The following is a 24,573-nucleotide window of genomic DNA, read 5'->3' on the forward strand; positions in this document are numbered from 1 at the left end:
ATTTATTCAGGTTTTTTAAGCATAGCGCGTAAATTAGCCACACGCGCCTGACCTTTTTCCATTCGCTCGGCTTGGCTATTAGGTGCTTTTTTATTCTCGAATGCTAAATCGTCTTGTGGTAGTTCTTGTACAAAACGACTGAGCTCTGTTTGTGATGTTTCGCCAAATTGACGACGTATTTTAGCATAAGTTAAGGTGAGCTCTTGTTGAGCTCGGGTGATCCCAACATACGCAAGGCGACGCTCTTCATCTACGTTGTCCTCATCAATACTTACCTGATGCGGTAGCAAGCCCTCTTCCATACCCACCATAAACACGTACGGATACTCTAGTCCCTTTGATGCATGCAAGGTTGATAACTGCACCGCGTCGGCTTCATCTTCTTCTTCGTTACGCTCTAACATATCGCGTAATGTAAGTTTGCTCACTACTTCGGCCAAGGTCATGGGCTCGTTATCGGCGTCGCCGGTTAGCATGTCGGTGATCCACCGATATAACTCCGATACGTTTTTCATCCGCATTTCAGCCGCTTTGGCACTAGGTGATGACTCGTATAAATACGCTTCGTAGTTAATGTTACGCACTAAATCTTTAACCGCTTCTAGGGTATCACCGCGCACCGCGTTGTCTGATAGCTCCACAACCCAACGTGCAAACCCAGTAAGTGCGTTCAAACCACGCCCTTTTAGCCTATAACCTAGGTCATTATCAAAACAGGTAGCAAATAAACTCATGTGCTTTTCATTTGCGAGCGTGCCCAGCTTTTCAAGTGTCACCGTGCCTATTTCGCGCCGTGGTGTATTTACTATTCGTAAAAATGCATTGTCATCGTCTTGATTAACCAGCAGCCGTAAGTAGGCCATAATATCTTTAATTTCTGAGCGCGAAAAAAACGACATACCACCGCTAATTTTGTATGGAATACGGTTACTCATTAACGATTTTTCAAAGCCTCGCGCTTGGTGATTACCGCGATATAAAATAGCGTAATCTTTGTAGCTAGTGCGTTTCATAAACTTATGCGAAATAATTTCAGCCACTACGCGCTCAGACTCATGCTCTTCATCACGACAACCAATTACTTTTATTGGCTCACCATAACCGAGCTCACTAAACAGCTTTTTTTCAATGTCGTGCGGGTTGTTGGCAATTAATATATTAGCCGCTTTTAGTATTCGCCCTGCACTACGGTAGTTTTGCTCCAGCTTAATAAGTCTAAGCCCGGGGAAGTCTTTACTTAATAACACTAAGTTTTGCGGACGCGCACCGCGCCATGAATATATCGATTGATCGTCATCGCCTACCACAGTAAAGCGGGCACGTTCACCTACTAACAGCTTAACAAGTTGGTATTGGCTGGTATTGGTATCTTGGTACTCATCCACCAGCAAGTATTTAAAGCGTTGCTGCCAGCGCATCCGTGAGGTGGCATTATTAGTAAGGAGCAAAGTAGGGATCATTATTAAGTCATCAAAATCTAGTGCATTGTAAGCACGTAACTGGTTTTGATAGCGACCATAAAGCTGTGCAAATAATGCTTTTTGTGGCTCTCGCGCTTCGCGGATTGCTTGTTCTGGTAAAATTAATTCGTTTTTCCAGCTACCAATTGCCATTTTTAATAGCTTGAGTAGGTCTTTATCATTTTTAAGTTCGTCTTCGGTTAAATCATTTAATAACTGGTTGGTATCTTGATCGTCAAATAGCGAAAAACCCGGCTTAAAGCCCAGTGTACTAAGTTCTTTTTTGATAATTTCTAAACCCAGCGTATGAAATGTAGATACCCAAAGCCCTTTGGCATCTTGCTTGCCAAGTGTTTGCAAAACACGCTCACGCATCTCTTTAGCAGCTTTATTGGTAAAAGTAACCGCGGCAATATTACGCGCTTTATACTCACACTGTTTCACTAAATATGCGATTTTATTAGTAATAACACGCGTTTTACCAGAGCCAGCTCCAGCAAGCACTAAGCATGGCCCACTAATATATTTTACCGCTTCATCTTGTTTAGGATTGAGTTTCATAACGACCAAAGAGATTTAAAAAGACGGGCAATTTTAACGTAACCATTACAGCGAGCATAGCAATTGCACTAATTAATTCGATAAAGATCAACCTGTGTTAAATACACTGGCTATAAGGTAATATTAGTTATTATAAATTCTGGGCAACAGCCAAGGGACGAACATGATTAATCCAGCAAAACTTGAAGAAATTGCAAAGCAAATCACTAGTAATATGCCACAAGGCGTAAAAAACTTAGCCGATACACTCGAAGGTAAAACCAAACAAGTTTTACAAAACAAGCTTGCTGAGATGGACTTTGTAAGTCGTGAAGAGTTTGATGTACAAAGCCAAGTACTGATCCGTACACGCGAAAAGCTAACTGAGCTTGAAGCTAAAGTTGCACTGTTAGAGCAACAACTTAGCACTCAGCCAAATGCTGAATAATATATACGCTTAAAGTAAAAAAGCAGCCAAGGCTGCTTTTTTGTTTTGTAATAGTGCTAATTAATTAAATAACCTGAACTCTAGTTAAGGAATTTACTAACATATTGAATTATAATTATATTTATTTTCTCTAGCCTGAAGTTTTCAGTGAAAACAAGGCGAATTTACGCGTCAATAGCTGGCCTATTGCAAGTAAATTCAACGCAGTTAGCGCTGAAAATAGCAGCTTGAGATAGATTTATTATCCGGAGCTCAGGTTAAATAGCTCATCAAGTACATAGTAAGCTAAATTGCTCTGCTGCACGCAACTCACAACCAGCATTTTTTGCGCTACTTGCTCCCCAGTTATTGGTTTATAGCGTTTTAAAAGTGGCAGACGAGTTATAATGGGTAAAATAACACTGCCAATTTTCTCAGCCACTCTAAACTGCTTACGGTTACCTAATAATAACGACGGCTGAAAAATACTGATACGTGCAAAAGGCAGTTGCTTAACCTGCTGCTCTAGTTGCCCCTTCATTTTTAAATAAGGGCTAGTGCTGTGCGCATTTGCACCACTTGATGACACCAAGCAGTAATGTTGCACACCATTACTTGCGGCTAATTGCGCGGCAATAAATTGATAATCAAAATCAACTCTTCGCTGCGCCGCAATTGAGCCGGCTTGCTTTTTAGTAGTACCTAAACAAGAAAAAAACACATCGCCTTTAAATAATGCAGCATATTGAGTTAACTCATCAAACTCAATTATATGATTAACGAGTTTTGGATGACGTATGCTTAGCGCACGACGGCTTAAGGCAATTACATTAGAAAAATACGCGCTTTGTAGTAACTTTTTTAATAACTCATTTCCTACTAACCCTGTTGCACCTATAATTACCGCCGTTTTTGTCATCGCTTTAATTATCCATGGTCAAGTTTTGAAAACACGTGTTGCACGGCTTTTTTATAAGTGTCGGCTTCTTCTGATGCACAAGTTACTACTGACTCTAGGTCATGTAGGTGGCCATTTTCTAGGCCGTAAACCCAACCATGAATCGATAAACTTTGTCCACGTGCCCATGCGTCTTGTACTATATTAGTACGCGCTACATTACGTACCTGCTCAATTACATTAAGCTCTATTAAACGGCTTAAACGCTCTTTTTCAGGCACTGCATTTAATTGCTCTAGGTGCTTCTCTTTTACATCACCAACATGGCGCAGCCAATTATCAATAAAGCCAAAGCGGGCTTCATCTAGTACTGCTTGTACACCACCACAACCATAATGCCCCACCACCATAATATGTTTAACTTTTAATACTTCAACAGCATATTGCATTACCGATAAACAGTTATGATCTGTATGTACAACTACGTTTGCTACGTTACGATGTACAAATAGCTCACCTGGGAGTAAATCTACAATTTGATTGGCTGGCACGCGGGAGTCGGAACAACCAATCCATAAGTACTCTGGATTTTGCTGCATTGATAGTATTTTAAAAAAGTCAGGATCCGCTTTACTAGTGCGATCTGCCCAACGCTTATTATTGTCGAATAAATTTTTTAGCTTTCTCATTGCATCTCTTTTCAGTTCGAAGACGGGTAATTTGCCAAGATCAAAATATTGCGCGGTGTTAACTGTTTTGCGCAAAACGTTTTAATACTGACTTGATAGCCTTGCTGCTGTAAATATAAAGCACGATCGAGCACAAGCCAAACTTCTATTGCTCTTCTGAACACATGTCGAACCAGTTCAATACGATCAGTTACTTTTATTTTGTCCTGCCCAATAAGTAAAAACTTATTATAATCAATTTCTTGCGGCAACTTTAACGACTTTTTGTCTGCAGCCCATGCACAAAACGATTTAAATGAATCTGAAAACACCGCCTTGTTAACCGACGGCACACTGACGTAATGTTGCTCATTAGTAATCGATTTTCGCAGGGCATCAAACCCGAGTCGCCATGCAACTTCAGTGTTACGCACTTTAACTATGCGTGAAGGCGCGGTGACCATTTCTTGAAGTGCGAGCTTTAAGTCGCGATGAGTTAAGTTAAGGAGACTTTGTTGTGCAAGCGTACTCATTGCTAGGTAATTGTCTGGGGTAAATAAATGATAACAACAAGGAGAAAAACTAATGTTAGAGACTTTAGCTACACTGGCCTGCTGCATAAAAGCTTGATGTAAACCGCCGCAAGCATGTAAAGCGACTGCGTGCATATCGGCTTTAAAAAAAGCAGTAATGTCATCCTTCAATACATCTGCTTGGCTAAAGTGCATAGCTAAGCCTTGCTGCTTTGCACTGTGCTGCCCTTGCTCACATAATTGCGATTGCAGCTCTATACTGTGCACGCTTTTAGCACCATTAAACGCTAGCATACGCCCGAGGTGTCCTTTACCCGCGCACCATTCTAAAACAGGCTTGGTACTACTGGGTAAAGCCGCTACAAAATCTTGCAGCTGCTGAAACTTCCGCCCTTTTATACCGTTACTAAGCCAAAACGGATAGTCACTGCGCGTTAAGTTCGCTGTTGGTAATTCACACAAATTTACCAGTTGTTCAAGTTGCTCAATATGCGGCTCAAAAAATTGATATAACTGTTCTTCATTGCCATCTAATTGGGCAACTTCTTCATCCGTTAAATTATTTAAAGGCTCTTGTAGCTCAGGCCAAGGTAGTGCATCAAAATCAAATGCCGTACATTGCCAATATTGGCGATTACGCATAAGGAGAGAATCAAGTGCAGAAAACTGCTCAGCTAAGGTCATATCAACTTAAAATAAATAAACACAATTAATTATAGCAGCTCAGCCCACTGTCATTAAGTGGTTATTTTTTGAAGATTAAACGTAAATACAGCGGGATAGAAATAATGCTGATAATAATTGCTGCCAGTAACATCCATGAAAGCTGTAATCTTTCGGGCTCCTGATACTTATATATAAAACTAGTTTTTACTTTGTCAAAATCACTTTGTTCAACACCATATAAATCAGCTATTAAGCGCCACTTTGCCATCGACATATTACCTAGGTGAGTACTGGGTACTGTAACATAACCTTTTAATACCTCGGCTTCATAAGCTAGCTGATGGGGGCTTTTATGCGGTGCATATTGCTGAGTTACTGCTATCGCTTCATCCATATTCATCATTGCATAACGCCAGCCTTTAAGACTTGCCTGATAAAAGCTTTCTACTGTTTGCGGGTGGTTTTTAAGCATACTTTGGCTAGTAAACAAAATATCGGCATACAGATCCATACCGTACCTTTGCGGACAAATAAGTCTGTGGGCAATTCCTTGTTGCGCCATGTAATAAGGTAGGTCGGTTACATACACTTGCATTGCATCTACTTTATTGTCAATCCATGCGCGGGTCGGATTATCACCTTCATAATGGGCTAAGCGGTCGGTATTAATGCCACTGCGCTGGAGCATAATTAATAACTCAGTATTCTCTCTTTTACCGCTGGTAGTGACTCGTTTAGTAATAAAGTCTCGTGCATGAAAAATATCAGAGCTGTCTTTAACCATCCAGCAATAAGGGGAAAACTGCAATATAGCAGCCATTGCCACTAAAGGTTTACCGGCAATGCGTTGCTGTAAAACACCAGAATGACCAATGCCAAACTGCACCTCACCTTGTGCTACTGCATCAAAACTGTCGGGCATACTTAACTTGGCAGGGAGTATATTTACATCCAGCCCGACCTCTTTATAAAAGCCTTTATGCTTGGCCATATAATAGCCGGCAAATTGAAATTGATGAGTCCATTTTAATTGCAATGTAACCGGTTCTTGCGCCTGTAGCTGGCAACAAAAAAGCCCTAAAACAATGATTAGTCCTTTAATTAGCAACGAGTTCCCCTCAAAGCATATTATTATTTATTGATAATAATATGTAAAAAACATGATAAAGCAAGCACCTCAAAGAGGTGCTTGTTAATAAAGAGGGTTATGCCGAAGCGAGTTTATCGACGTTTTTGCCCTGAGGCTGCGAGGTTAAAAACTGGGTAAAACACGGGTTATTTGTTTCATCTTGTACGTTATAGCCTAAGCGATTTAAGTGCTCATTAAACACATCAAATTGGCTTGGTTCAATTGCAAAACCTGCTAATACATTCCCCGTAGAGCCACCATGATTACGATAATGAAATAAAGTAATATTCCAATTACTGCCTAAGGTATCTAAAAAGCGTGCTAATGCGCCCGGGTATTCAGGAAACTCAAACTGTAATAAACGTTCATGTAATTGCTCAGGTGCTTTACCTCCAACCATATAACGCACATGTAACTTAGCGAGTTCGTTATCCGATAGGTCGCAAAATTGATAATTGTTATTGGTTAGATCTCGCTTTAACTCTTCTAGCTCTTGTAACCCTTGACGTAGCGCAATACCTACAAATATTTGCGCATCGCCGGGCCCTGCATAACGATAATTAAACTCGGTAATAGCGCGCCCACCTAACGAGGCACAAAATTGTTTAAAACTGCCTTTTTCTTCATTAATGGTAACGGCTAATAGTGCTTCGTTTTTTTCGCCAAGTGCGGTGCGCTCTGCTACATAACGTAAGCGATCAAAATTTAAATTAGCTCCTGAAAGCACGGCAGCTAAATGCAGCCCTTTTAACCCCGATTGCTGACTCCACTTTTTCAGCCCGGCAGTGGCAAGCGCGCCTGAAGGCTCGGCAATGGCACGCGTAGATACAAAAATATCTTGCATGGCGGCGCATATCTCATCGCTGCTTACGGTAACTACGTCGTCGCAAAACTTTTGCGCTAATCTAAACGTTTCAGTACCAATAATTTTAACCGCCACACCATCGGCAAAACTACCAACTCTATCAAGCTCTACTGGTTTACCCGCTTTTAGTGCGGCTTGTAAGCAGGCACTTTCGTCGGCTTCTACCCCTATTACTTTAATGTCAGGGCGCAGTGATTTTATATATACCGCCATACCAGCAAGTAAACCGCCGCCGCCAACGGGAATAAATACCGCATCAAGCTCGTTTAACTGCTGCATTAGCTCACGGGCTACTGTGCCTTGCCCTACAATTACGTCTGGGTCGTCAAATGGCGGTACAAATATACCGTTGAGTTGCTCTGTAAGTTCTAGCGCATGGGCTTTAGCGGCATCAAAATGATGACCATGTAATACCACCTCACCACCAAGTGCGCGTACTGCACTTACTTTTATTTCTGGGGTGGTTACTGGCATAACTATAGTTGCCTGATGCCCTAAATGTGAGGCACTGAGCGCCACACCTTGAGCATGATTTCCTGCAGATGCAGTAATCACCACTGAGCCTTTAGGCAGCTTGTTAAGTTTATTAAATGCACCGCGTAATTTAAATGAGTACACCGGCTGCTGGTCTTCGCGTTTTAGCCACACATGGTTGCCCAGCTTAGTACTGAGCTCGGCCATTTTGCTAACTTCAGTTACTTTAGCTAGCGGCTCCATGTTTGCTTGAATAATTGCACGAAAATAATCGAGTTCTTGAGAAACCATAATTAACTAAGCTCCTCTAGTTTGGCTAAATCGCGCACTGCACCTTTATCAGCACTGGTAGCAAGTAGCGCATATGCTTTAAGCGCAGATGATACATAACGCTGACGATCAAGCGGTTTATAAGCCTGCTTGCCACGCGCTAGCTGTTTTTGTTTACGAGCTTCGAGCTCTGCATCGCTAAGCGCTAAAGTAATTTCGCGAGTAGCAATATCAATAATTATTTTATCGCCGTTTTCAACGTAGGCAATCGCACCACCACTAGCCGCTTCTGGTGATACATGGCCAATTGATAAGCCTGATGTGCCGCCAGAAAAACGACCATCAGTGATCAAGGCACATTTTTCTGCTAAGCCTTTTGACTTTAAGTAACTGGTTGGATAAAGCATTTCTTGCATTCCAGGCCCGCCTTTTGGCCCTTCATAACGAATAACCACTACATCGCCGGCTTTTACTTCGTCGTTTAAAATACCTTCTACCGAATCATCTTGCGACTCATACACCACGGCAGTACCTTCAAAATGTAGCATGTCATCAACTACACCCGCGCTCTTTACAACACAGCCATCAACCGCTAAATTGCCCGACAGTACGGCTAAACCACCATCTTGACGAAAAGCGTGTTCAACACTACGAATACAACCATGTTCGCGGTCGTTATCGCCCTCATCCCAACGGCATTCTTGGCTCATTGCTTTAGTAGTGCGAATACCCGCAGGGCCTGCACGATAAAATTTGCGAGCAGCTTCGTTAGTTGGGTCTGTTGCATCCCACTTTTTAACTAGCTCAGCCATTGTTGACCCAGCGACATGATTTACCGACATATCAACTAAGCCTGCTTTACCCAACTCACGTACAATTGCCATCATGCCACCAGCGCGGTGTACATCTTCAATATGATATTCTGGCGTAGCGGGTGCTACTTTACATAAAAAGGGCGTTTTACGAGATAGTGCATCAATGTGCGACATATCAAAATCAACACCTGCCTCTTGCGCCGCAGCAAGTAAATGTAATACCGTATTTGACGAGCCGCCCATGGCTATATCTACTACCATGGCGTTCATAAAGGCTGTTTTGTTAGCAATCGCGCGTGGCAATACTTCTTGGTTATCTTTTTGGTAATACTCGCGGCACAAATCAACAATGCGTGCGCCCGCTTCAACATATAATTGTTTACGGTCTTTATGCGTTGCTAGCGTAGTACCGTTACCCGGTAGTGCTAAACCAATGGCTTCAAGTAAACAGTTCATAGAATTGGCAGTAAACATGCCTGAACACGAACCACATGTAGGACATGCTGAGCGCTCCACTTGCTCTGAATCTGCATCACTTACCGACTCATCTGCACCTTTAACCATGGCGTCTACCAAATCGAGTTTAATATCGATATTAGCAAGTTTAGTTTTACCGGCTTCCATCGGACCACCCGATACAAATATAACCGGAATATTTAAACGCAACGCTGCAAGCATCATTCCTGGGGTAATTTTGTCGCAGTTTGAAATACAAATCATCGCATCGGCGCAGTGGCCATTAACCATGTACTCAACCGAGTCGGCAATTAGGTCGCGTGATGGCAGTGAATACAACATGCCACCATGGCCCATAGCAATACCATCATCTATCGCTATGGTGTTAAATTCTTTTGGCACGCCACCCGCTTGGGTAATGGTTTCAGCCATCAGTTCGCTCAGCTGATTAAGGTGCACATGCCCAGGTACAAATTGTGTAAATGAGTTTACAACCGCAATAATCGGCTTTCCGAAATCGCTATCTGTCATTCCTGTTGCACGCCATAATGCACGAGCACCTGCACGTTTTCGACCTTCGGTTGTTGTTGCACTTCTTAATTTTGCCATGGTTACCTCTGTTTTGCTGCTTTATAAGCAAGCATTCCTCATTCTTAGTTATTGAGTAAGTTTATTAACCCACTCTGCAATTGTTTACTGCGCGCACACTTAAACCGCTTGTTGCTGTAAATTTTGTAAAGTAACGGCTTTTACGTCCACCAGCTTATTTAGCTGGCTGGTTAATAAGTGAATTGGCTTATCGCTGTCTACCGTCATGGTTACATGGTATTGGCCATCGTCTATATTGAGTTGAAAATGGGTTAAGTCAAAACCACGATGACGTACTACGCGTAAAAAACGCTCTACAGCAATACTTTGATTTTTTAAGGCGATTGTTAAACTATGTTTCATTGTGCTTTCCCCGTCATCATTTCATCGTTAGCTGCACCTGGCGGTACTAGCGGCCATACATTTTCTTTATTATCAATACAGGCATGTACTATGTATGGACCTTTACTATTAACCAGTGCGGTTATTGCATCGTCAACTTGATTAGCATGGGTTATGGTTTGCCCTGGTATACCAAATACCGCTGCTAGCTGCACAAAGTCTGGATTATCTGAAAGGTCAGTTTCTGAGTAGCGCTCTTCAAAAAACAGCTCCTGCCATTGACGTACCATACCTAAGCGTTGGTTATCTAAAATAAGTATTTTTACTGGTAAATTATTACGACGAATTGTTGCCAACTCTTGAATGTTCATCATGATAGAGCCATCACCAGATACCGTAATAACAAAGTCATCGGGGCGCGCTACTTGTGCACCAATTGCCGCAGGTAAACCAAAGCCCATAGTGCCTGCACCACCACTACTTAAGTGATTACTGGGATGATTAAATTTCATATGCTGGGCCACCCACATTTGGTGCTGACCTACATCGCAGCACACGACACCCGTTTTAGGCATACGTTGGCTAAGTTGATTAAGTAAATAGGGTGCAAATACCTTGTCGCCCGGATAGTCGTAACGCCATGCATATTTAACCATCATTGCTTTGTTATAATCGCACCATGCTTGCGGAGTTACAAAGCACTCTAATGCAGGTAAGGACGTTTTTAAGTCAGCAATTAAAGAAGCTTTTGCTGGTTTACGCTTACCGACTTCTGCGGCGTCTATGTCTAAATGAATTACTTTAGCGTTTGCAGCAAACTTTGCTAAGTTGCCGGTAACACGGTCATCAAACCGCGCCCCAATACACACTAGTACATCGCATTCTTGCACCGCTAAGTTAGCAGCTTGGCCGCCGTGCATACCTAGCATACCTAAGTAATACTCGTAATCGGGTAACACACTGCCCAGCGCTTTAAGTGTGGCAACCGCTGGCATGTGGGTTTTATTTAAAAACTGCATCAACTGGGCTTGTGCATCCGCTGATTGCACTCCACCACCTACATAAGCAACCGGCTGTTTAGCTTCACTAAGCAGTTGATTAGCAATAGCAACTTGCTTTAAATCAAGTTCTGGTAAGTACTCGTCTGCTGCTAGCCAAGGCTGAAATGGCACTTGCGCCATTTGAATGTCTTTTGGGATATCTACGAGTACGGGCCCTGGGCGACCGCTTTGCGCTAAGTGCATGGCCTCTTGCAGTATTTCGGCTAAATCTTCGGCTCGCTCTACCATGTAACTGTGCTTAGTACACGACAGCGACATACCTAACACATCTATCTCCTGAAAGGCATCTGAACCAATCGCTGCGGTAGGCACTTGCCCGGTAATTGCTAATAATGGCACTGAGTCCATCATCGCATCGGCAAGAGCAGTAATTAAGTTAGTGGCACCAGGGCCTGACGTTGCAAAACACACTCCTAATTTACCCGTACTACGAGCAAAACCTACTGCCGCAAAGCCTGCACCTTGCTCATGCCGAGTAAGGTAGTGCTTGGCTGGCGCGCCATACAAGGCATCGTAAATTGGCATAATAGCTCCGCCTGGGTAGCCAAATACTTCTTTTACGCCGTGTTTGGCTAATAAATCTATTGTTAATTCTGCGCCTGTCATTAGTAAAACCCTCATTCCTCAGTGACAATTCAATCACATATTTTGCCGCTAAAACCAAAAAGCCCCCCGAACGGTTAAGTGCGGAGGGCTTTTAAATGCTTAAGTTTTTTAAAGCACTACGAAGCCCTCGCGGGAATAATCACCACGATAATAATCAGGACTAGGTTTAGTGCGTTTGCAAGCATGTAATTAATACCAAATGTTGTTAAATTATCGCAAAGGTTATTCCTTTGCTCTCTTTTTATATTAATACCGTGCTGAGCCCTTTAAGTCAACATCAAATTCAATTCAAATAAAAGACAAATAAGCAATTTAAGTGGTTTTAATATTCACTATAATTACCTGCTATGGTTTTTTTATGTGAATAGTTAAGCGCTATAAATTCCCTATTCTAATATGCCCTTTTTATGGTTTGATTAATTTTTAATAATACTCTGGGAATAAATTTATTTTACCCCCTCAGGAAATGCGTAGCTTCTCTTAAGCAGTTCTTAAGTGTTGTTGCATAACATGGCGTTGTTGTTTTAAACGAGCCTAAATATGCATTCACTTAGTCCTATATCTACACAGCAAAAACTTAATCGTGGTAAACGGTTTTACATTCACTGTAGCGCCAACGCTTTTGTAGTAATGATTGCCTGCTACTATTGCTTGGTTATAAATATTCCATTCATTCATGGCTCTTTTAGCGCCATTACTTCTTTAGCTTCTTTTTCGTGGCTATTTTTATTTTCAGTACCGCTATTACTACTCTGCCTGCTAATTATATTTTTTTCGATAGTGTCGGTTCGGTGGTTATTAAAGCCACTTAATTACTTTTTATTGGTTATTTCCAGTGCAGTACTTTACGGCACCTTAAATTATGGCGTGGTGTTTGATTATTCTATGATCCAAAACACCTTCGAAACTGATTCAAGCGAAGCATTAAGCTATTTAAATCCGCAGCTTATTGGCTTTTTACTGCTGTTTTGTGCCCTGCCTGTTTTTGTTTTAAGCAAAATAAAAATACACTTTACCCGCCCTCACCAAGAAGTACTTAGCCGCGTAAAGCTAGTTGTAGCGTGTTTGGCGCTTATAGTATTGGTGGTTACAAACTTTTATGCCGACTATGCTGCAACGGGCCGCAATAACCGCATTTTGAAAAAAGAAATTATTCCATTTCAGTATCTCTCTAGCGGCTATAAATATATGCGCGATCAGCTGCTGTATACCAATATGGAATTTAAAAATATAGATGCTGCACCTACCCTAATTGCGCCTAATACCAGTAGCGTAACCGTAATAGTGGTTGGTGAAACTGCACGAGCAGAAAACTTTGCTTATCAAGGTTATAAACGTAACACCAATTTTTATACCCAAAAACACGGCGTTACTTACTTTAATAATGTGGCGTCTTGCGGCACGGCTACAGCGGTATCTGTACCTTGTATGTTTTCGTTGCAAACACAAACAAACTTTGATCGACTCGAAGCCGACAGCCAGCAAAACTTGATTGATTTGGCCCAGCACGCAGGCAGTGATGTACTCTGGGTTGATAACAACAGCGGCTGTAAAGACGTATGTACGCGAGTAGTTACTATCGACATACCTACAACAAAATCTACTTTATGTGATGGTAAGTACTGTTTTGATGAAGCGCTATTAGCTCCACTTAAACACAAACTGGCTAATTTAACCCAAGCTAACACCGTTATCGTGCTGCATATGATGGGCTCGCACGGGCCAACTTACTTTAAACGCTACCCTGAACAATTTAAACAATTTACCCCAACCTGCGACAGAAGCGATATTCAAAATTGCTCATTTGATGAATTAGTTAATACCTACGACAACACCATTGCGTACAGCGACTTTGTTAACGCCCAAGTAATTGAGCAATTAAAAACGCTGCCAAACAATATAGATAAGCAATTTTTATATGTGTCAGATCATGGTGAATCTCTTGGCGAGGGCGGTGCTTATTTACATGGCTTTCCGTATAGCTTTGCGCCTAGCACACAAACCCACGTACCACTTTATATGTGGGCTGATGAGCATAATCAGCGCATTACCAATACCTGCTTAGCTAATTTAGACACCAATGCTGCACGCTCACACAACAATATTTTCCACACCCTTTTAAATTTAATTGGCATTAACAGCAAAACGTATCAGGCATCGCTTGATCTACTTGCGAGCTGCCAAACAACACCAAGCGAAATACAACTATGAGCAATAAAACCGTTATAAAACGCCAAGGCTTAATGCGCCTTATTTTTACCTTAAGCCATTCTTTTAACGGCTTAAAATGGATGAGTCGATTTGAAGCGGCGTTTCAACAAGAGTTAGCACTGTTTTCGTTACTTGGTGTGTTTGTGTATCTGCAAGAAATTGCACTAAGCGATAAATTACTACTTATAGCCAGCCTGCTTTTTGTATTGTTTGCTGAACTAGTAAATACGGCAGTTGAGGTTGTAGTTGATAGGATTGGCAGCGAACACCATGAGCTTTCGGGTCTCGCTAAAGATATAGCCTCTGCCAGTGTGTTTATAGCCATGTTAATTGCCGCACTTATTTGGTGGGCTGTATTATGGGCTTAAAGCTAAATTTTATACCTAAAATAACGGGGCTAATAGTTAAAGTAATACCTCAGGTGAAAAATGCACTTGGCCCGGTATGGATTTTTGTTGTATTTGCTGTTTTAGCCCTTGGCTTTTTAACACTTGCTCGCTTTGGTTTAAGTGTATGGCAAGGGGAGCGTGTATTTGGATCGCATGCGTGGTTGTCTATATTTGTAGGTGGTTTAAGAGTTGATATAGCCACTTTAAGCTACATTATTATGCCCGTATTGCTACTTACTTTACTGATGCAGAGCGTAGGTTGGCAAAATAAAATACGCAGCCTAATTAAAATTTACTTAGTGGGTATGTCTGCTTTACTCGTTTTTTTTGAAGTGATTACCCCTACATTTATAAACGAGTATGATTTACGCCCAAACCGCTTATTTATAGAGTATTTAATTTACCCTAAAGAAGTCTCTAAAATGATTTTTTCGGGCTATAAATTAGAAATACTTATTGCTGTTATAGCACTTATTTTAAGCTGCAAATTTGCAGGTAAAGTATTTAGCCATCAATGGCAAAGTAAGTCGTCACTAACAAGGTTAAATCAATCAATTTTAGCGTTAGTTTTAGTGTGCTTAACTATTTTTGGCGCGCGTAATTCATTAGGGCACAGACCACTTAACCCAGCCATGGTATCGTTTTCGACCGATCACTTACTTAACGACTTAACCCTTAACTCACTTTATAGCGTAGCATTTGCGGTAAAGCAGCTCTCTAATGAGCAATCTAGCCAAGATTATTACGGAAAAATGCCAGCAGATGAACTGCTCAGTATAGTGCGCAATAATATGCAAGATAGCCAAGCCACATTTACTGATAAAAGTGCGCCAACAAACACCTTTCATACCGCAACGAATAACACTAAACCAAAAAACCTAGTCATTATTTTACAAGAAAGCTTAGGGGCACGCTATGTAGGCACACTTGGCGGTTTACCGCTAACGCCTAATATTGACGCCCTTTATCAACAAGGTTGGGGGTTTGATAATTTATATGCCACTGGCACGCGCTCGGTGCGTGGTATTGAAGCGATAATTACAGGCTTTACGCCTACACCTTCGCGTGCAGTTGTTAAGCTTGATAAATCACAACGTGACTTTTTTACTATCGCTGACTTTTTAGCGAAGCAAAATTATAACACCCAATTTATTTATGGCGGCGAAAGCCACTTTGATAACATGCGAAGCTTCTTTTTAGGTAATGGCTTTAAAGATATTGTAGATACAAATAACTTTAATAAAATAGACTTTAATGGCTCGTGGGGCGCATCAGACGAAGACTTATACGACCAAGCTGATATCGAACTCACTAAACTTAAAAAACAAAATAAACCATTTTTAAGTCTTATATTTTCCAGCTCCAACCATAGCCCGTATGAATTTCCTGACGATAAAATAACCCTGTACGACAAACAAAAACAAACCCGCAATAATGCGGCAAAATACGCTGACTACGCGCTAGGTACATTTATCGAAAAAGCTAAAAAGTCGAGCTACTGGGACGATACGGTATTTATTGTAATAGCCGATCACGACTCGCGTGTATCAGGTGCTAGCTTGGTGCCAATTGATCACTTTAGAATTCCAGCGGTTATTTTTGGTAAAGACATTGCCCATAAACGCGATAATCAACTAGCCAGCCAACTCGATATTCCCGTTACTTTACTATCTTTAATTGGCGTAAGTGGCAAACACCCTATGATAGGCCATGATTTATCAAAACCTATTAGCGACAACAAACAACGCGCAATGATGCAATACGACAAAAACTTTGCCTATATGCACGACAATAAAGTGGTGGTGCTACAACCGCAAAAACCAGCAACCACCTATACGTATAGTAATAATCAGCTTGTGCCATGTAAAAACGATGAGCAACTGATTAAAAAAGCCCTAGCCCATGCCAACCTAGGTAACTTAGCTTATACAAATGGTTGGTATCATTAACAAAGTGACTTGATAATAAAGCCTTGTTAAAGTAACAAGGCTATTTTTACAAATCGAGCAAAGATGAACATCCTCGTTATTGAAGACTCAGAAGCACTAAGGCGCAGCCTGCAAGTAGGCCTTGGCAACCTTGGTTTTACCGTAGATGAAACCGGTGACGGCTCAGAAGGATTAAGCATGGCACTTAGTGGAAACTACGACCTAATATTACTTGATTTAATGCTACCGAGTGTAGATGGCATGAGTATTTTGCAAGCATTGCGCAGCAGTAATAACCAAAGCCGTGTACTTATTTTATCTGCTCGTAGTGAGCCGCAAGATAAAATAAATGGCCTTATGAAAGGGGCTGACGATTATTTAACTAAGCCGTTTTCGTTTGAAGAACTTCACGCTCGCGTGCTTGCGCTACTTCGCCGTGGTTCACTGCAAAACCAACAAAATACGCTTACCGTAGGTGACTGTGTATTAGATCTTTCGCTAAAAACACTTCATTACCAGCAACATGCCATTGAACTCACTCGTAATGAATACAAAATAATAGAGTGCTTATTTAATGCCCCCGAGCGAGTATTAGGGCTGGAGCTTATAAGTGAAGCGGTGGTCGGTCAGTTCGATATGCTCTCTAAAAATGCGCTTGAAGCACATATATCAACCATACGTAAAAAAGTAAGACAGTTTGATGGCGAACTCCCTATAAAAAATAAACGTGGGTTTGGTTATGTCGCAACAACAAAGTAAAAGTCACTCAATAAAACGTAAACTCGTTAATAATATTAGCGCGGTGATCTCCGTTATATTATTCACTATATTTTTAACTGTTGATTTAAGTGTAGATTCTTGGGTAGAGGAGCAGTTTAATCAATCCCTCACTAATAAAGCTAACTACTTAAAAACCTTAGTAGAGGATGACAACGGTAAAGTTGAGTTTGAATTTTCGGGTAAATTCATGTCGGAATACGAACAAGCCGACGCCAGTGAGTTTTACCAATTATGGCATGGCAGCGAGGTGTTTGAGCGCTCTCAATCGTTACAACTGTATAAAAACACTCAACTGCCTTTTTTAGAACTACCTATAAACGAATCTAAAATAATTGATTACGACTTACCTAACGGACAAAGCGGCCGAGTACTTATAAGCCACTTTGTTGCTAAAAAAGATATTAGAAACACCAACGCATCAGCTACTATTAACAGTATGACCCTGGCAATAGCAGCCCCAACGGCCGAGCTTAATAAAGTACTGATCATTATTGATGTGGTGTTTATTCTCACCTGTGTGATTGGTGTATTTGGCGTGCGCTACTTGGTTACACGCATTGTAAATAAAGGGCTATTTCCGCTACACAACCTGAACGAGCAAATAAAACTTCTCGATATTACAACCGTGGCACAAACTATAGAAAGCGACTTTAAAGTAGAAGAAATAGAGCCTATACGCAATGAACTCAATAAATTCATTACTACTAATCAGCAGCTTTATAGTAATGAAAAACGCCTTACCAGCGATATAGCGCACGAGCTTAAAACTCCCATTGCAGAGCTAATAAGCTTATCCGAGGTCGCACTTAAATACCCAGATGACAAGCGTATTAGCGATACCTATACCAGTGACGTACTCAGTATTTCTGAGCGTATGAAAACCATTGTAAACAACCTGCTCTTATTGCAGCGCTCAACTAGCAGCATAGAATTAAACGCGCAAACTATCGTTTTAAATAATTTGCTCAAACAAACAATTAATGAGCTAACCTTTAAACACCCTAATATTGCCACCCGTATAAATAATACTATTGCAAATAATGTAACCATTATTGCTGACGAGTTTAGCCTTAATACTATTTTATGTAATTTAATAGATAACGCGTTATTTTATGGTTTAACGCAGCACAACATCGAATTAAGTGCCGTAAGTAACCCAAAATCCACTATCATTTCATTAAGTAATAAAGTGGCTACAGTATTGAGCGAACAACAATTACAAGCTATTTTCGACCCGCTTTATCAGCTAGATTCATCTAGAACTAATAACCACCGTCACGGTTTAGGGTTATCTATTGTGCAGAGCTTATGTAACTTAAATGGCTTTACTATTACGGCTAGTAATACCGAAAACAATACGCTAACGTTTATATTAACGCTGCCCTCCGGGTAAATTTAGGTTAGTATTTACACTACTAATTTTTGAGATTTTAAGGACAAACCATGAATGCTCTTACTCGTATTAGCCACTTTTTTATTGTGGCGTTACTTATAACATTTAGCCTTAACAGCTATGCTGCTCCTGCGTTATACAAAATAGAAAAAAACGGAGTTAATTCCTATTTATTTGGCACTGTGCACGTAGGCGACGCCAGCATGCAAGGCTTGCCTAAAAATGTAACTGATGCAATTGATGCAAGCTCTCAAGTTATTGTAGAGGTAGATATAAACAAACTAACGCCACTGCAAATGCAGCAGCGCTCTATGCCACTCATGCTACTAAAAAACGGTAAAACATTGCAAACTGAGCTCTCTGCAGAAAATTACAATAAGCTTAAAGATTATTTTGCCAAAAAGTCGATTGATGTGGCTATGTTTAATGGCTTAAAGCCATGGGCGGTAATGGTAACTATGATGCAAATTGAGTTTCAAAATGCCGGTTATTCAGATAAAACAGGTATTGATAAGCAAGTACTCGCTTACGCCAAAAATAAAGATATTAAAGTAGGGGAGCTGGAGACTCTTGAACAACAACTACAAATGTTTGATGGTATGGAATTATTAAGTAATGAAATGATCGCAGAAACCTTTGAGCAGCTTGCCGACATTAATACCTACTTTATTAAGCTAGTTGATGCCTGGAAAAATGGCGATATGCAAACTCTAACCAATTATTACAATACTAGTTTTGATGATAGTAATTACGGTGAAATTAGTGAGCAAGTAATGCTCATTAACCGCAACAACAACTGGATTAAACAACTAACACCACGTTTAGTAAACGAGCAACTATTTATTGCCGTCGGCGCACTGCACTTACCTGAACAACACGGCTTACTTAAACAATTAAAAGATAAAGGTTTTAACGTTACTCGTCTTTAAAATAAAAAATAGGTTGAGTGATTTTTCATTCAACCTTTCTCTCAGTTTTAATTAAAATCTTCCATTTTTAAGTAATTCTCTATACCGTTAATTTTATCTGCCGCATGATGGTTTACATAAATTACCGTGCTGCTGCCTGCGACGCATATTTTTTCAATCAATAATAGCACTCGCTGTCGGTTTGCCTCATCTAACCCTAAACAGGGCTCGTCTAAAATAAGCAAAGTTGGGTGCTTAACCATAGCGCGGGCAATAAGTAACAACCGCTGATCGCCATACGATAACTGAGTAAACGAGGTATTATATTGCTCCTCCAAACCTATTAACGCGAGCCATTGTTTGGCAATATTAATTTGTGTATCACTTGGGGTTTGATACAAACCTATACTGTCGTAAAAGCCAGAAACAATAGTATTTAATGCCGAAATACTCACCCTATAATCCATGTGTAGCGCATTCGATATAAAGCCAATATGTTGCTTTATATCCCAAATACTCTCTCCTGTGCCACGCTTAAAGCCAAACACTTCAATATTGTTGTTATAACACTGCGGATTATCGCCAGTAATTAAATTTAATAAGCAGGTTTTACCTGAGCCATTTTTACCACTTAACTGCCAATGCTGATGTTTATTAATAGTCCAATCAAGCCCTGTAAAAATACTCAAACCACTATAACTTACACTTGCTTGGCTTAGCTTTACCAAGGTATTGCCCGTAAACACTCCTTGAACTTGCGCGCTATCTCGCTCTGGAATATTCAGTTGGCTGTGCTCTAAGTGCAGTAACTTGAGTAAATCGGCTACTTGCTCTGCATTTGGATGCGCTAAAATAGACTGTAAACACCCTTGATTTACATAACCATAATGAGTAATAAAAGAAGGGATTTCGTCTACACGATTCACTACAAACACAAAACTAATATATTCACTTAATTGCGCCAAAATGACATTAAGCGCAGTACTCGACTCTACATCAAGCCCGTCAAAGGGCTCATCAAGCACCACTAAATTAGGCCGCGAACTCAGCGCTTTAATTAATAATAACTTTCGCGTTTCACCGGTTGAAAGCTCCCTAAAATGACGAGCTAGTAATTTATCAAAGTCTAATATGTTAATTAAACGCTGCGCCAAATCGACATCATAATTGGCTGTACCCAATAGCAGCTCTTTCACTGAGCTTTGTTTGTCATTTTTTAGTTCTTTATTAATAAGCTGTTTTTGCGCATCAGATGAAACCAATTGCACAGCATCTATACTGCAACTGCGCTTACCACTACCGTGCTTAGCTTCGCCAGCTAACGCTGCAGTAATAGCTGACTTGCCGGCACCATTAGCGCCAAGTAACAACCAATGCTCGCCTTGGTTAACCTGCCAACTGAGGTCATTGATATGGTAACGACTTTGCCCTTGGCCTTGTAAATAGCCACTAAATGCTTGAAGCTGAATTGACTGCACTGTTTACTCTTATTATTTATTCTACTTAATTTAAATTACCGCAAAGTTAAACTTCGAAGCAACCGCTATTTCCTGCACTGTAAATTATTTCAAGTAATAAACAGCAAGCAATAAAAAAGCCCAGCAACTTAGTGCTGGGCTTGCGTTTAGTTCATTAAAACTAGCGGTTTTCTAAGCGATTATAGTCAAACATACCGTATTCAACACCACGATACTGCTTAGCAGCCCGATGTAAAATGTCGCTATACTGCCAAAATTGTGGATGAGTACGGCGAATGCCAAACTTAGATTTTAACGCACGATAATCAGCTTCAATTTGCATCAGTGGTAACTGCTCTGCAAATGCTGCAACTTGCTGTTGATTATTTAAATACCAAATAGCACTTGGATAATCCCCAATAAAACCAGGAACTAGAGTGACAGTATCTTCATCAAAAGCTCGCTGACCTTCTTCGTTAAGTAAGCTAGAGATATTGTAATGTGCGTTATGATGAATAATGGTATACGCTTTATGGCTATTGTCTGTTTGCTTAACCAATACATAAGATACAGGTGGCAATAAGTTAATTGCCTTAACAGGCATAGTATTAATACTTGCTAACGGCCCAGAAACGCTAGTGTAATCGTAATGCTCACTAAGTACGGGCGATAATGCCGTTTTAATTAAGCCATAAAGCTCATGTTGCGGATCATCGGTTTTATAAACTATTCCGCTAGGTTGGCTAAACTCTTGGTTACTTTTAAAGAACTTAGATAAGCTAGGCGGTGACTTACGATACCAACTACTTTTAATTTGCTCTCGTTTATCTTCAGGTAATAGGCCAAGAAAGTTACCCTCTCCCTCTAAACGTAAAAAATCCATATATAAACGTGTAACGAGTTGGTGCCCTACATTGCCGTATACATCAAATCCAGCAACCAATAAATAGTGAATGCGCTCAAATAAAGCATAATCAAGCACCCACATAGTTTTAGGCTCTTGTCCAATTAAGCCTTTCACAACCGTAGCACTGTCTGAGTGACGAAATACAGTTAACGCAGCATTTTTATTAACACCATCACCTTTCCACAATAAATTAGTGGTTAAGTGATCGCCATTTTTAAACAGCTCATTAGCCAGCTCAACTTTAGCTTTTAAGTAACGTTTTTCGCGCACCGAATATTTAATCCAGCTTTTAATCGCTAATGCGTTACTTTCTTCAGCGGCAGGTAGCTCAAGCGCATCTTCGTGCTGGATCAGCATTTCACCTACAGCAGGAGTAGCCACTTTTTTAGGATCAGCAAATGCAACCCAAAAATGATCATTTATGACGTTAAGTGCAATTTGCCCACGACAAACCGGCCCTTTAATAAAGCCCATAATTATTAACTCAGCTTCATCAAGCATAAACTGATATTTTGAGTCGATTGGAATCACTTCATAGGTTTTAAAAGGATTAGAGGCAGCCTTTGGCTCATAGCTTGGCATGCTCGCTACCGTATATTCAGGCTCTATAAACTGCTGATATAAACGCGTTAGCTTTGCATCATTTAATTTAAGTGGCAAATGTGTTTTTGACAAAATAGTTGAGCGTTCATGCATCATTCGATAGTAAACACGTTCAACATTAGGATCATCATAAGGACGACGTGTGCTAATGAGTTTAATATCTTCACCGGGTGGTGTACTTGAGCGCACTAATTTAAAAAAGGTTTGCGTGTTTTCTGGAGTGAAATAGATATTTGCTAAAAACCAATGCTCGTAAATATAACGCGCAGAAAGCTGATACTTTAAACTATCTTGATTTAAAAATGCTTCCCAACGCTTAATTTGTTGTAGCTCAAACGCTGTTGGCGGTGCAATATTGGCCATTTTACCACCGTTTTTCAGCCAATTTTGTAAGTGCTTAAATTCCTCACGCGATACGCCTGGCAAACCATAAGGCATACCACCATGTGGTTGATCATCCGCCAACCTATCAAACTCTCCCATAGTGGCACAGGTTTGAGAGCGACTTAACGAAAAATCAAAATCATCATCATCAAGTACTTCATTGTTAGCAATATCAGAGCTTTGCTTTAGCACTAAGCTATTAAATAACACACTGCCTGCTAAGTTTGCTTCTATGCTTTGCTCGCGCTCATTTAGCACCGGCGAAAAACCTTTATCACGCCATTGCTGGGTATTATCTGCATCAAACAACAAACGGCTCGGTGTAGTGGCTAATAAACGCGTACCATCATAGACCAGCTCTTTACTTAAACCTCTATCAATGCCTTCGGGAGATGAGAGCTTAAGCTGACATGGCGCATCGTAGCAACCGTGGCAAACTACACAGCGTGTATCAAGCACTGGCTTTACATTTTGTAAAAAATCAGCCCCCTCAATTGTACTATGTAAAACCATACGATCTTGTGTTTGCTCAGGGCCAAATAAATCATTGTAATGAGCATTACCTAAATACGCACAGCCACTTAAAATAATCAGTATTAGCGTACTTATTACGACTTTTCTCATCATTCGTCCTCATCGCCTAAATCAAACGTAGGCATCATATCCATTTGTGGAGAAACAAATGTTTGTTGATCTGCTGTAATCAGTACTGCACTTAATAATGGCCCGCGGGTTAAAGTTAATTGTGCATCATGCTGTTGCTCTGCAATATCTGCCAGTTCAGGGTTAACTATTGTTAACTGATAGCTCTCAACACTAATTGCTATACTACTGTCTTCACTAGGGTTTTGACATAGTTGAGTCAGCAATTCGTCATCTAGTGGCAATGAAATTTCAAAGTCAGGTTGCTCTAAATCTCTGTCACTTAAAGTGTCATCAAAAAGAAATAAAGGAAGGGTTAAAGTGCTATCTTGTTCAAATTCCATTGTGCTGATTCTCTCAATACGGCTATACAGGCTATTTATAAAACAATTATAGCAAATAATAAGATCAAAAATTAGCGAAAGTTATCAACACTAACTACACCTATATACTGTAGCTAGTGATAATAAAAGAATAACTACATTATTAATTCAATCATATTCACAGGTTAGGTTTCACCTTATTCGCCGGTGGTGATGTTTTTTATGATTTTAGTGTCGGGTATCGCGTTGCTCGCCCGACCTACGTGTTAGGTGTTGGATGAGTGTATATTAATTATACGAACCTCACTTTCCTGCAGACATAAAAAAGCCCGACTATTTCTAGTCGAGCTTTCTATAATTTGGAGCCTGGTAATGTCGTAGTGCCCACAGCGGTAGAAAATCACAGTGCAAATGCACCACATTCATTGGCTAGTGGTGATGTTTTTATGATTTGAGTATCGGGTATCGCTACGCTCGCCCGACCTACGCGGGAGACTTGTGTACATTATTCACCCACATTTCACTTTTCTACAGACGTAAAAAAGCCCGACTATTTCTAGTCGGGCTTTCTACAATTTGGAGCCTGGCAATGTCCTACTTTCACATAGCAAATGCTACACTATCATCGGCGCTGTTTCGTTTCACTACTGAGTTCGGCATGGGGTCAGGTGGGTCCAAAACGCTATTGTTACCAAGCAAATTAGGGCGTTAATTCGTATCACTACAAATTAACTGAATTTGGAAAATATCTGATAATATTTTTTAAGTCTTTGCGTAAATATCTACTTTAGCAATATTAACTTCTTGCTTGAACTGTCACATAAAACGCGTTTGGCGTTGTATGGTTAAG

Annotated in this window: 19 protein-coding genes and 1 rRNA gene; 7 read left to right on the plus strand and 13 right to left on the minus strand. The window is 40.6% G+C overall.

Annotation, left to right across the window (positions count from 1 at the left end; all coding sequences use genetic code 11):
- Positions 1-2 precede the first annotated feature (2 nt).
- Positions 3-2,021: a DNA helicase Rep gene (rep, locus tag AAEZ22_RS01825; protein WP_182683853.1), complete on the minus strand. Its 2,019-nt coding sequence runs from the start codon at positions 2,019-2,021 to the stop codon at positions 3-5.
- Between the two features lie 163 nt (positions 2,022-2,184).
- On the opposite strand from rep, the gene ubiK reads away from it, so the two are divergent.
- Positions 2,185-2,448 (plus strand): ubiquinone biosynthesis accessory factor UbiK, encoded by a 264-nt coding sequence (gene ubiK / locus AAEZ22_RS01830; RefSeq protein WP_086994730.1) that lies wholly within the window; start codon positions 2,185-2,187, stop codon positions 2,446-2,448.
- Positions 2,449-2,689: 241 nt separating this feature from the next.
- Here the strand turns inward: ubiK and AAEZ22_RS01835 are convergent, their stop codons facing one another.
- From AAEZ22_RS01835 to ilvG, 8 genes are all read right to left on the minus strand, one after another.
- Positions 2,690-3,346, minus strand: a complete 657-nt coding sequence (locus AAEZ22_RS01835; RefSeq protein ID WP_352295927.1) for an NAD(P)H-binding protein — start codon at positions 3,344-3,346, stop codon at positions 2,690-2,692.
- Positions 3,347-3,354: 8 nt separating this feature from the next.
- Positions 3,355-4,014, minus strand: a complete 660-nt coding sequence (gene can, locus AAEZ22_RS01840) for a carbonate dehydratase (protein ID WP_086994736.1) — start codon at positions 4,012-4,014, stop codon at positions 3,355-3,357.
- 11 nt (positions 4,015-4,025) lie between these two features.
- Positions 4,026-5,210 carry a methyltransferase gene (locus AAEZ22_RS01845; protein ID WP_306288442.1) on the minus strand — a complete coding sequence of 395 codons (1,185 nt, stop codon included), beginning with the start codon at positions 5,208-5,210 and terminating at the stop codon, positions 4,026-4,028.
- Positions 5,211-5,271: 61 nt separating this feature from the next.
- Positions 5,272-6,300: an ABC transporter substrate-binding protein gene (locus AAEZ22_RS01850; protein WP_182677574.1), complete on the minus strand. Its 1,029-nt coding sequence runs from the start codon at positions 6,298-6,300 to the stop codon at positions 5,272-5,274.
- Between the two features lie 97 nt (positions 6,301-6,397).
- Positions 6,398-7,951: a threonine ammonia-lyase, biosynthetic gene (gene ilvA, locus AAEZ22_RS01855; RefSeq protein ID WP_089368828.1), complete on the minus strand. Its 1,554-nt coding sequence runs from the start codon at positions 7,949-7,951 to the stop codon at positions 6,398-6,400.
- Positions 7,952-7,953: 2 nt separating this feature from the next.
- Positions 7,954-9,810 (minus strand): dihydroxy-acid dehydratase, encoded by a 1,857-nt coding sequence (ilvD, locus tag AAEZ22_RS01860; RefSeq protein ID WP_086994745.1) that lies wholly within the window; start codon positions 9,808-9,810, stop codon positions 7,954-7,956.
- Between the two features lie 99 nt (positions 9,811-9,909).
- Positions 9,910-10,152: an acetolactate synthase 2 small subunit gene (ilvM, locus tag AAEZ22_RS01865; RefSeq protein WP_058374304.1), complete on the minus strand. Its 243-nt coding sequence runs from the start codon at positions 10,150-10,152 to the stop codon at positions 9,910-9,912.
- Positions 10,149-11,798, minus strand: coding sequence for an acetolactate synthase 2 catalytic subunit (gene ilvG, locus AAEZ22_RS01870; RefSeq protein WP_352295930.1), 1,650 nt, complete (start codon positions 11,796-11,798; stop codon positions 10,149-10,151). Before ilvG ends, ilvM begins: the two co-directional genes overlap by 4 nt.
- Before the next feature lie 540 nt (positions 11,799-12,338).
- On the opposite strand from ilvG, the gene AAEZ22_RS01875 reads away from it, so the two are divergent.
- The 6 genes from AAEZ22_RS01875 (at position 12,339) to AAEZ22_RS01900 (ending at position 19,428) form a co-directional block, all read left to right on the plus strand.
- Positions 12,339-14,009 (plus strand): phosphoethanolamine transferase, encoded by a 1,671-nt coding sequence (locus AAEZ22_RS01875; RefSeq protein ID WP_182683849.1) that lies wholly within the window; start codon positions 12,339-12,341, stop codon positions 14,007-14,009.
- Positions 14,006-14,377: a diacylglycerol kinase gene (locus AAEZ22_RS01880; protein ID WP_197181841.1), complete on the plus strand. Its 372-nt coding sequence runs from the start codon at positions 14,006-14,008 to the stop codon at positions 14,375-14,377. The genes AAEZ22_RS01875 and AAEZ22_RS01880 overlap by 4 nt, the downstream gene beginning before the upstream one ends.
- Positions 14,368-16,347: an LTA synthase family protein gene (locus AAEZ22_RS01885; RefSeq protein WP_352295934.1), complete on the plus strand. Its 1,980-nt coding sequence runs from the start codon at positions 14,368-14,370 to the stop codon at positions 16,345-16,347. The genes AAEZ22_RS01880 and AAEZ22_RS01885 overlap by 10 nt, the downstream gene beginning before the upstream one ends.
- A gap of 63 nt (positions 16,348-16,410) precedes the next feature.
- On the plus strand, positions 16,411-17,085 hold the full coding sequence (locus AAEZ22_RS01890) for a response regulator transcription factor (protein WP_011329418.1): 675 nt from the start codon (positions 16,411-16,413) through the stop codon (positions 17,083-17,085).
- Positions 17,066-18,499 carry a sensor histidine kinase gene (locus AAEZ22_RS01895; protein WP_011329419.1) on the plus strand — a complete coding sequence of 478 codons (1,434 nt, stop codon included), beginning with the start codon at positions 17,066-17,068 and terminating at the stop codon, positions 18,497-18,499. Before AAEZ22_RS01890 ends, AAEZ22_RS01895 begins: the two co-directional genes overlap by 20 nt.
- Positions 18,500-18,549: 50 nt before the next feature.
- Entirely contained in the window at positions 18,550-19,428 is an 879-nt protein-coding gene (locus AAEZ22_RS01900) for a TraB/GumN family protein (RefSeq protein WP_086994760.1), read from the plus strand.
- 47 nt (positions 19,429-19,475) lie between these two features.
- Here AAEZ22_RS01900 and AAEZ22_RS01905 read toward each other — a convergent pair whose 3' ends face one another.
- The 4 genes from AAEZ22_RS01905 to rrf form a co-directional block, all read right to left on the minus strand.
- Positions 19,476-20,885 carry an ATP-binding cassette domain-containing protein gene (locus tag AAEZ22_RS01905; RefSeq protein WP_352295939.1) on the minus strand — a complete coding sequence of 470 codons (1,410 nt, stop codon included), beginning with the start codon at positions 20,883-20,885 and terminating at the stop codon, positions 19,476-19,478.
- A gap of 160 nt (positions 20,886-21,045) precedes the next feature.
- Positions 21,046-23,382, minus strand: coding sequence for a fatty acid cis/trans isomerase (locus AAEZ22_RS01910; RefSeq protein WP_192532253.1), 2,337 nt, complete (start codon positions 23,380-23,382; stop codon positions 21,046-21,048).
- Complete coding sequence (locus tag AAEZ22_RS01915; RefSeq protein ID WP_011329423.1) at positions 23,382-23,744, minus strand: hypothetical protein; 363 nt, start codon at positions 23,742-23,744, stop codon at positions 23,382-23,384. Before AAEZ22_RS01915 ends, AAEZ22_RS01910 begins: the two co-directional genes overlap by 1 nt.
- Positions 23,745-24,304: 560 nt before the next feature.
- A 5S ribosomal RNA gene (rrf, locus tag AAEZ22_RS01920) occupies positions 24,305-24,419 on the minus strand.
- Positions 24,420-24,573 lie beyond the last annotated feature (154 nt).

It is taken from the genome of Pseudoalteromonas sp. 20-MNA-CIBAN-0454 (assembly GCF_040308685.1).
In the GTDB taxonomy this organism is placed as follows: domain Bacteria; phylum Pseudomonadota; class Gammaproteobacteria; order Enterobacterales; family Alteromonadaceae; genus Pseudoalteromonas; species Pseudoalteromonas nigrifaciens.

Coding starts and splice junctions, on each gene's coding strand:
- ilvA (WP_089368828.1), bottom strand. CDS start 7,951: ATGGTTTCTCAAGAACTCGATTATTTTCGTGCAATTATTCAAGCAAAC.
- ubiK (WP_086994730.1), top strand. CDS start 2,185: ATGATTAATCCAGCAAAACTTGAAGAAATTGCAAAGCAAATCACTAGT.
- AAEZ22_RS01890 (WP_011329418.1), top strand. CDS start 16,411: ATGAACATCCTCGTTATTGAAGACTCAGAAGCACTAAGGCGCAGCCTG.
- can (WP_086994736.1), bottom strand. CDS start 4,014: ATGAGAAAGCTAAAAAATTTATTCGACAATAATAAGCGTTGGGCAGAT.
- ilvG (WP_352295930.1), bottom strand. CDS start 11,798: ATGACAGGCGCAGAATTAACAATAGATTTATTAGCCAAACACGGCGTA.
- AAEZ22_RS01845 (WP_306288442.1), bottom strand. CDS start 5,210: ATGACCTTAGCTGAGCAGTTTTCTGCACTTGATTCTCTCCTTATGCGT.
- AAEZ22_RS01875 (WP_182683849.1), top strand. CDS start 12,339: ATGCATTCACTTAGTCCTATATCTACACAGCAAAAACTTAATCGTGGT.
- ilvM (WP_058374304.1), bottom strand. CDS start 10,152: ATGAAACATAGTTTAACAATCGCCTTAAAAAATCAAAGTATTGCTGTA.
- ilvD (WP_086994745.1), bottom strand. CDS start 9,810: ATGGCAAAATTAAGAAGTGCAACAACAACCGAAGGTCGAAAACGTGCA.
- AAEZ22_RS01835 (WP_352295927.1), bottom strand. CDS start 3,346: ATGACAAAAACGGCGGTAATTATAGGTGCAACAGGGTTAGTAGGAAAT.
- AAEZ22_RS01880 (WP_197181841.1), top strand. CDS start 14,006: ATGAGCAATAAAACCGTTATAAAACGCCAAGGCTTAATGCGCCTTATT.
- AAEZ22_RS01895 (WP_011329419.1), top strand. CDS start 17,066: ATGTCGCAACAACAAAGTAAAAGTCACTCAATAAAACGTAAACTCGTT.
- AAEZ22_RS01885 (WP_352295934.1), top strand. CDS start 14,368: ATGGGCTTAAAGCTAAATTTTATACCTAAAATAACGGGGCTAATAGTT.
- AAEZ22_RS01900 (WP_086994760.1), top strand. CDS start 18,550: ATGAATGCTCTTACTCGTATTAGCCACTTTTTTATTGTGGCGTTACTT.
- AAEZ22_RS01910 (WP_192532253.1), bottom strand. CDS start 23,382: ATGAGAAAAGTCGTAATAAGTACGCTAATACTGATTATTTTAAGTGGC.
- rep (WP_182683853.1), bottom strand. CDS start 2,021: ATGAAACTCAATCCTAAACAAGATGAAGCGGTAAAATATATTAGTGGG.
- AAEZ22_RS01915 (WP_011329423.1), bottom strand. CDS start 23,744: ATGGAATTTGAACAAGATAGCACTTTAACCCTTCCTTTATTTCTTTTT.